This is a genomic window from Paenibacillus sp. MZ04-78.2, from assembly GCF_024213375.1.
GTDB lineage: Bacteria > Bacillota > Bacilli > Paenibacillales > NBRC-103111 > Paenibacillus_G.
Map to the genome: position 1 here is coordinate 37,675 of NZ_JANAVJ010000041.1, position 8,119 is coordinate 45,793.

The 8,119-nt window shown below is 51.3% G+C and carries 8 protein-coding genes; 3 read left to right on the plus strand and 5 right to left on the minus strand.

The window, feature by feature from the left end; all coding sequences use genetic code 11:
* Nucleotides 1-124: 124 nt before the first annotated feature.
* Nucleotides 125-1,006, minus strand: a complete 882-nt coding sequence (locus NLX71_RS21840; protein WP_254365873.1) for a carbohydrate ABC transporter permease — start codon at nt 1,004-1,006, stop codon at nt 125-127.
* Nucleotides 1,003-1,893, minus strand: a complete 891-nt coding sequence (locus NLX71_RS21845) for a carbohydrate ABC transporter permease (RefSeq protein WP_254365874.1) — start codon at nt 1,891-1,893, stop codon at nt 1,003-1,005. Before NLX71_RS21845 ends, NLX71_RS21840 begins: the two co-directional genes overlap by 4 nt.
* Before the next feature lie 1,014 nt (nt 1,894-2,907).
* On the opposite strand from NLX71_RS21845, the gene NLX71_RS21850 reads away from it, so the two are divergent.
* From NLX71_RS21850 to NLX71_RS21860, 3 genes are all read left to right on the plus strand, one after another.
* A complete protein-coding gene (locus NLX71_RS21850; protein ID WP_254365875.1) occupies nt 2,908-3,717 on the plus strand; it encodes a hypothetical protein in 810 nt (269 codons plus the stop codon).
* Between the two features lie 893 nt (nt 3,718-4,610).
* A complete protein-coding gene (locus NLX71_RS21855) occupies nt 4,611-6,344 on the plus strand; it encodes a proline--tRNA ligase (protein WP_254365876.1) in 1,734 nt (577 codons plus the stop codon).
* A gap of 48 nt (nt 6,345-6,392) precedes the next feature.
* Nucleotides 6,393-6,659, plus strand: coding sequence for a hypothetical protein (locus NLX71_RS21860; protein ID WP_254365877.1), 267 nt, complete (start codon nt 6,393-6,395; stop codon nt 6,657-6,659).
* Nucleotides 6,660-6,975: 316 nt separating this feature from the next.
* Here the strand turns inward: NLX71_RS21860 and NLX71_RS21865 are convergent, their stop codons facing one another.
* Genes NLX71_RS21865 through NLX71_RS21875 form a run of 3 tightly spaced genes read right to left on the minus strand, consistent with a single transcriptional unit; the run spans nt 6,976 to nt 8,006 of the window.
* Nucleotides 6,976-7,215, minus strand: coding sequence for a helix-turn-helix domain-containing protein (locus tag NLX71_RS21865; RefSeq protein WP_254365878.1), 240 nt, complete (start codon nt 7,213-7,215; stop codon nt 6,976-6,978).
* A 1-nt stretch (nt 7,216) separates the two neighbouring features.
* Nucleotides 7,217-7,399, minus strand: coding sequence for a YvrJ family protein (locus tag NLX71_RS21870; protein ID WP_254365879.1), 183 nt, complete (start codon nt 7,397-7,399; stop codon nt 7,217-7,219).
* Nucleotides 7,392-8,006: a sigma-70 family RNA polymerase sigma factor gene (locus NLX71_RS21875; protein ID WP_254365880.1), complete on the minus strand. Its 615-nt coding sequence runs from the start codon at nt 8,004-8,006 to the stop codon at nt 7,392-7,394. The genes NLX71_RS21870 and NLX71_RS21875 overlap by 8 nt, the downstream gene beginning before the upstream one ends.
* Nucleotides 8,007-8,119 lie beyond the last annotated feature (113 nt).

Sequence of the window (8,119 nt, forward strand, 5' to 3'; positions counted from 1 at the left end):
CCGGATTCTTTGATTCAATAACCCATCAGGTGGGGAGAATCCGGGGCCAAAGGCGACCGCTGACGCTTCTCCAGAACGATTCCGCTTGCTCCGCTAGTTCATCCACCGGGCTCCTGAGGGTTATTCATTTCACTCCAGTCAGCACGATGCTTTCTACGAAATATTTTTGTGCGACGGAGAATAAAACCAGAATCGGAACGAGAGCCAGAACGGCGGACAGCATGACAAGATTCCACGGCACCAGCCGGGTGGCGGACGAATACATCGCGGTCATGCCGATCGTCAGGGTAAAATGCTCGGATGAGTTCAGGTACAGCACCTGCCCGAGCAGATCGTTCCAGCCGTACATGAAGGCGAAGATCGCCACGGTCGCCAGCACAGGGCCGGAGAGCGGCAGCGCGATGTTCCACCACTGGCGCCATTCGGAGCAGCCGTCGATCTTGGCCGCGTCGTACAACTCACCCGACAGCGAAGCGAAAAACTGCCGGATGAGGAAGATGTTATACGCCGAGCCGAAAAAAGCAGGGATGGTAATCGGCAGAATCGTGTCCATCCACCCGAGATTTTTGAACAAAATGAACTGCGGAATCATCAGGGCCGGGTACGGAATCATCATCGTGCTGAGCAGAAACAGGAACAGCGCGTTTTTCCCCCGGGCGTTATAGCGTGCGAATCCGAACGCGACGAGAGACGACGAAAGCACGGTCCCGATGACGCTGAAGACGGCAATAAGCAGGCTGTTTTTGTACCACAAGCCGTACTGGTATTGGGTGAACAGGCTCTTGAAGTTGCCCCAGGCGAACTGCTCCGGGATGAGTCTGGGCGGGAATTTGAGCACTTCCGCTTGCGACTTGAACGCGGTCGAGAACATGTTGAGCGTCGGGAAAATCATGATGACCGCGACGACGATCAGCAGTAGAAAGACCAACCATTCGAACGGGGTCGTTTTGCGCTTGTCACCTGCTTGCTGCCCCGGACGCTTCTGCGTTACGGTTGTCGTACTCATACGCCGCCTCCTTCATAATGAACAAGCTTCCGGGATACCCTCATGATCAGGAACATCATGAGCATGATCACGATAAGCAGCAGCCAGGCCATGGCCGAAGCGTAGCCCATTTTGAAAAATTTGAAGCCGTTCTGCCATAGGTAGTACACGTAAAATTGGGTAGCGTAGTGCGGCCCGCCCTTGGTCATGACGAACGCCTGCGTAAACACCTGGAACGAATCGATAATGCCCATGATGAGCTGGAATAGTACGACAGGCGAAATCATCGGCAGCGTGATGCGCCAGAGGGACTGCCACCGGGTGACGCCGTCGATCTTAGCGGCCTCGTACAGAATCGGGGGCACGCCCTGCAAACCGGCGAGGAAGATGACCATGCCGGCCCCGGCGCTCCACATCGTCATGATGACCATGGCGGCCAGCGCCCAGTTGCTGTCTTCGAGCCACTTGGGCCCGTCGATGCCGAGCAGCCCGAGCGCCCAGTTGAACATGCCGATCTTGGAGTTGAACACCCACAGCCAGACGAGCGACATGGCCACGCCGGAGATCATGCTGGGAAAATAAATCGCTGTCCGGAAAAACCGCTTGAACGGAATTTTCTGATTGACTAGCAGCGCCAGAAACAGCGACAGCAGAAGCTGGAGCGGTACGCTGAATATTGTGAATAGCACCGTCGTTTTCACCCCGCGCCAGAATAGATCGTCCTGAAGCATCTTGGCGTAGTTCTGCAGACCGACCCACTTCGGCGGGCTGATGATGTTGTATTCCGTGAAGCTGATGTAGAGCGAATACAGAATCGGGTACAGCGTGAATACCGCCGCTCCGATCAGCCACGGCGAAATAAACAGGTAAAAAGTTTTGGTTTCCCGTCTGCGTGCCCCCTGCCGCATGGGCAATCCCTCCTTAAAGTATAAGCGTTTATATTTTTCGTCGAAGTAAGGCGCACCCCCTACCGACCGATGCGAAGCTGTGCGCCCGGTTCCGCGCAACATGGAATTGATTTTTATGAATAAGGGTCTGAAAAAGTTATGCCGGTTAAACTCGGATGTTGTTGAAACGAGGGGGGATTGCGGATGGCATCGAAGCTTTAAAATTATAAACGTTTATAGTTTTATATGCCTATAGTAAACGTTTTCAAGGATGGCGTCAACCCTAATTTTCCATTATTTCCTTCAGCGACCCGCGGGCAGGCGTCCGAAGCCGGAGAGGGCCGGGCCGTACGCAAATTGACACGCTGGCGGCGCGTAAGCTACCATGAGAAAAATACGCGCTTATCGCCGCAAAAGTGGGAAACCGCGCATGAAGACCCATTCATCCATCTTTTCGCCAATGTTTAATCATAAACCAGTGTTACTTGACTTGAAATTAATAAATCTTGGATTTTTCGTAATTTTACTCTCTCAGATTCTTTTATTTTATCTTGATGCATCAGCTCGTTAAAATTCCCATTACAAAGGCGAAGAACAAATGGTGGCGTGGCTCCAAAACCTCCACAAAAACAGTCTTTAAGACTATCTAAACAAGAACCATAATACCCACCCGGCCCAATAGGTGACATGATATATACGAACAACTTCTAACCAACCTAATCTTCGTCTCTGTGACAGGCTTGACCATGTATTTTTTATTGTTGGTTTCGAGATCATCCATTTGTTCCAAATTTCCATCGCTTCATACAGAGGGTTCTGACCAGAATTCACCGGATAATTCTAGATTAAACAGCTCCTGTGTAATTGGACTCTTATGAAAATAATGCGGTTTATCTAGAACAAAGAAAAATGAGCCTATTACCTTCCCATCTTGACTCAACATATTTATATAAATTTTTTCCATTTTAGATTTGGTAGCCAAGCAATGTTTTATATAGATCTCAGTTAACCACAAACCCACAGGGGGGATATCTTTTGACGCTGTTGAACGTACGGCGGATGCTTGTCCGAAAGCTGGCAGCAGCTTATTTCACTTCCTGGGCAATCGTCCTTTGGCTTACCTTTCCTAGTATAGCGTTAGGAGGAAGCAACTGGAACGCGGCTGAAAATTATTTGTTATTGGCGTTCATTATTGCGTTGTACGCAGTTCCCGCTATTTTTCTCTACGGAGTTCTCGTTTCTTCGCTCCTCGAAGCATTATCGGTTAAGTTAAAAGTGAAAGGTCCCGGTGGGGCGTTGATATTCGGTTTTCTCCATGCCATCTTTGGACTTTGCTTTGGCTTCGTGCTTCAGTCTTCGCTATTTGGCATCATGGGGGGAGGAGCGGCGATACTTTTCTATAGTTTCGATCGAATTCTCATTCGTGCTATCCCGATTCTTAAGAGGAAGATCCGAGTGATCGCTTTTATTGCTCCCATGCTACTGTTTGTTCTCATAGTGGGTGCGATTGATGCCACATCGCCGCCGAAGCCGCCGAAGCTGCCGTTTACCGCAAAAGATGCTGTGCAATTTGCTACTTCCGGCAGGGGTACTACTATTGACCGATTTCCCAAGGAAGAAGGAGTCGTTAAGTTGCAAATTGACGGCTATGACGTTGAGCGGGAAACGAAGGTAGAGGAAACGGCCGAGAAGGAAGTCTATAAAGTGCTGTTCACGGAACGTTGGCGTAAGGGAGAGGAGAATGGCCAATATCAGATGATCTATGAGGTCAGCCGCGGAAGCATGGAAGTCCAAAGAGGAAATGGTGCTGAGCCTCCGTATCTGCGTCCAGCCAAGGCGGCCTGACGGCTTTACCGCCGAAGCACTAGAACAGTACGGAACCGTACCGGATCGCATGCCTGCGGTGCATGATCCAGTCCCTTATAGCGAGTTGCAAGGCTAAAAATACTTTGTAACATTTTGTAAGATGTAGTACTTGTTTAGGAAACCTTACCCTTACCTAAGAAAGGCGGAAATAATATAGTGGATGAAAAAAACAAAATCCCTTTTTTCGTGGTTGATCTTGTTGTTATGGTTTTACTTTTTTATATCGTTTGTACTAACATCAGCAGCCTTGGCATTGGTTTAATACTTTCAATCACAATCTATCATTTTGTGACTAAGCCCTTAATAAAAAAGCTATTTAAGATAGATTAAAAGAGCAGACGCATATGTGGGAATATGCTATACAGAACTCCATACCGGCGGCATCATTCCTCCGATAACAAAGGGCAACTGTGTATAGTCGGGGTAGCTTTTTGATACTTTTTCTCAAATAATAGCAAAATAAAAGCAGCGGCGGTTTGCCGCTCGTTGCTCCTAGCGCGGAAGGAGATGATTGGAAGCACTTGCAATTTTGGTACAGTTGATGTAAATTGGAATACACAACATTGCAGTAGCTCTAATTCAAGAATCGAAAAGCAATGATCAAGGACATGGAACGTGCGACCGGTTGCGCCAGAGAGGGCGTCCGAGGCTGAGAGACCCCCAACCGCCGTATGCTTCACCCACCTTGTAGCTGCAGCGGGGAACTAAGCTGGACGTATCCGCTGCCGGGCCTCCCCCGTTATCCGAGTGAAGGACCGTACATGCCCGGAGTCCGAGGCATATGCGGTTGAACCAAGGGTGGTACCACGACACGTTTTCGTCCCTGACGAAGACGTGTTTATTTGTTTATATCTGAACTTGGAGGGATTTCCATGCGACAACAAAATCTGCTCATGCCTACTCTGCGGGAAATCCCGTCGGATGCCGAAGCTGCCAGCCACCGGCTGATGCTGCGGGCCGGATTGATCCGGCCGCTTGCGGCGGGGGTGTATACGTATTTGCCGCTTGGCCGCCGCGTGCTCCGCAAGGCCGAGGCGATCGTCCGGGAGGAGATGGACCGGATCGGCGCGCAGGAGGTACTGCTGCCAGCCATGCAGCCTGCCGAGCTGTGGCGGGAGTCTGGCCGGTACGACGTATACGGACCGGAGCTCGTCCGGCTGCGCGATCGGCACGACCGGGAATTCGCGCTTGGGCCGACGCACGAGGAGGTCGTTACGGCGCTCGTCCGGGACGAGATCAGCTCGTACCGCAAGCTGCCGCTGACGGTTTACCAGATTCAGACAAAGTTCCGCGACGAGCGGCGTCCGAGGTACGGCCTGCTGCGTGGGCGGGAATTTCTGATGAAGGACGCGTATTCGTTCGATACGGACTGGGAAGGGCTGGACGCGACCTACCGGGCGATGTACGAGGCGTATCACCGGATTTTCACCCGCTGTGGGCTGAATTACCGGGCGGTGGAAGCGGATGCGGGCGCGATCGGCGGCGAGGGCGAGACGCACGAATTTATGGCGCTGGCGGAGATCGGGGAGGACACGGTCGTCGCCTGCGGCAGCTGCGGCTACGCAGCCAATCTGGAGAAGGCGGAAGCGGCCGCCGCGCAGCAGGCGCAAGCTGCGGCGGATGGGGAAGCCGCGCCGCCGCTGGAGCGATGGCATACGCCGGACATCCGCACGATTGTGCAGCTGACCGAACTGCTCGGACCGGAGGCTTCGCGTCTGATGAAGGCGTTGTTGTATCTGGCGGACGGGAAGCCGGTGGCCGTCATGGTGCGGGGCGTCGACGAAGTGAGCGAAGTAAAGGTACAGCGATATTTGGGTGCGGATCAGCTTGAGCTGGCCGATGCCGATACGGTGCAGTCCGTTACCGGTGCGCCGGTCGGTTTTGCCGGACCGGTTGGGCTGAACGTTCCACTGCTGGTCGACCGCGAGGTCTCCGCCTTGGGCAAGGGCATTGCTGGCGCGAACGAGCGGGATTACCACTACCGCCATGTCCGGCCGGGCCGGGATTTCTCGTTGGCGCATACGGGGTATTTCCGCGAGGTGCGGCTCGGCGACCGCTGCGCACGCTGCGACGAACCGTTGACGCTGCACCGGGGGATTGAGGTCGGTCACGTGTTCAAGCTCGACACGAAATACAGCACAGCGCTGGGCGCAAAGGCGACGAGTATATCCGGCACGAAGCAGGACATCATTATGGGCTGCTACGGCATCGGCGTCTCCCGCCTGTTGTCCGCAGTTCTGGAGCAGCACCACGACGAGCAGGGCATCGTCTGGCCGCTATCCCTGGCGCCGTTTCACGTGCATATCGTTCCGGTAGCCGTGACGGACGACGCTCAGCGGGAGTTGGCCGAGGAGCTGTACGGGCGGCTGCAGGCGCAGGGCGTCGAGGTGCTGCTGGACGACCGCGAGGAGCGGCCGGGCGTCAAGTTCAAGGACGCCGATCTGATCGGCCTCCCGGTCCGCATCGTCGTCGGCAAGAGAGCAGGCGAACGGGTGGTCGAGTACAAGGAGCGCCAAGCCCCGGAGGCGGAGCAGATTACCGTGGAGGAAGCGGTGAAGCGGGTGCTGGAGCTGGTAAGGCCTGCGGCTTCCAGAGACGCTAAGTAGAAGTGATGGATGGCTGTACAAAATTCAGGATGTCGAGGAGGAGTTCAAATGCACACTGTTGCGGACTATTTGTTTATCGCCTCATTGCTGACGCTTATTGTGAATTTTGTGTTCGTGGGCGGAGGAGGGCGCGGATTTACTTATAACGGAGGCTCCGCGGAAGCGCACTACGCTACGGATTTGCAGATGCAGCAAGACCCTGGTAAAGTATTCAAACGACAGGATAGCGTGGTGAAAAGATATTTTAAATCGAAGCTGTTTTGGATCGCTGCGGCAGGTATCGTCATTTCAGTTATTATGTCGGAAATGGGGTAAGCCGTACGGCGCAACAAGGCAAGGAGGCACACGTTCATGATCCGAATCGGCTTGGCCGGATGGGGTGACCATAGCGATTTGTATGAGCAGGGCCTCCCGGCCCGTGATAAGTTGAAAGCGTACGGCCGCATTATTCGTTCACGATGGAAAAGTATAGACCGCTTTTTTGGGTGCCCAAGATGCATGTGACCAAGCTGATTGTCGAACAAGGTTCTATTCGTCGCCTTTGAAACGATCGTGGATGGAACAAAAAAATCAATGATGGAGGCGAAGGTACACACAGCTTTTTTCCTTCTGCCTCTTTCCTTTTCTATTCCTAGGATTGATTTTCAACCTCATGCAATTGCCTGCAAAATGCAGAAAAATCTGGCGTTTGGCTTAAGTCATATGACAGTATTTTATTGATCATGGTTTCAACGAGAATCTGTTCTAGATCATCCCGCCGATCACGCTTAATTTTTTGTCGGGCACTTCGAATAGCCGGTAAGAAAACAGCAATAACCTCATACAGTGCTTCATTGTCACCCTGTTGTGCCCGATTTACTAAATCGAACATTTCATTTCCCTTGGCTTCCCTCGCTCGCTTTATTATGGATTACATCAATCAAACGCAACATGGTTTCAGTCAAAATATCAAGCTTTTTTTCAAATCGAAGAAGTAAGTAGCCTGTTAAAACAATTGGAAAGCCGACTTGACTAATTGCCGTAATGAAGTATGAGAGAGCATTTGTATTATCCATTTGAATCACCCCCTTCTGCAAGTAAAATGCGCAACTTTTGCAATGCTAAATTTCGCGTTTTGCAAACAGCCTGGGGTGATACACCAATGATCCTTGCAATCTCATTATCTTGATAGCATAAAGCATATCTAAGGGTTGTAATAACTTTTTGTTTATGGGATAGCCTAGAAAAGGCATGGACAAGTAACTCATTCGTAAATGTGGACTGGAATTGAACCAGATCTGGGGTGTTGGGCACGTCGATTGTCAGTTCTTGAGTACTTAAAAGAATCTCACCAAACGTAGTTCCGTCTCCGTCCCCAGACACTGGGTGGTCAAATATGAGTTGGTAACGAGATTCTTGTTTTTGGTAACGTCGTAGTTGGTCAATGGTGCAAAATCTTATTGTAGATACGAGAAATTTTATGAACCGAATTCTGAAGAAGAATTTACGGAATTTTTCCTCCAACACACGCTGTCCGTGGCAGTCACCATCAAGAACTCTTAGTAAAAGGTGGATATGATCTTCTTTTTGAAAAAAGTCTTGTACCACACGATCTGAAAATACCAAACTATTCCTCTTCACATATTCCTCATATTTCCTTCTTTGATTCTCGTTTAGACCCATTCTCTGTCCTCCCCCTGTTCTTATTCACCTATACCATCAGGCCTGTTGATTAACCACTAAATGGTAGAAAAAAGATCGCCTTTGCTGTAGAATCGTTTGTACCACCAAACGGA

Bases quoted from the DNA above. Each gene is read 5' to 3' on its own strand.
- NLX71_RS21840 (WP_254365873.1), bottom strand. From the start codon at position 1,006: ATGAGTACGACAACCGTAACGCAGAAGCGTCCGGGGCAGCAAGCAGGT.
- NLX71_RS21845 (WP_254365874.1), bottom strand. From the start codon at position 1,893: ATGCGGCAGGGGGCACGCAGACGGGAAACCAAAACTTTTTACCTGTTT.
- NLX71_RS21855 (WP_254365876.1), top strand. From the start codon at position 4,611: ATGCGACAACAAAATCTGCTCATGCCTACTCTGCGGGAAATCCCGTCG.
- NLX71_RS21860 (WP_254365877.1), top strand. From the start codon at position 6,393: ATGCACACTGTTGCGGACTATTTGTTTATCGCCTCATTGCTGACGCTT.
- NLX71_RS21865 (WP_254365878.1), bottom strand. From the start codon at position 7,215: ATGTTCGATTTAGTAAATCGGGCACAACAGGGTGACAATGAAGCACTG.
- NLX71_RS21870 (WP_254365879.1), bottom strand. From the start codon at position 7,399: ATGGATAATACAAATGCTCTCTCATACTTCATTACGGCAATTAGTCAA.
- NLX71_RS21875 (WP_254365880.1), bottom strand. From the start codon at position 8,006: ATGGGTCTAAACGAGAATCAAAGAAGGAAATATGAGGAATATGTGAAG.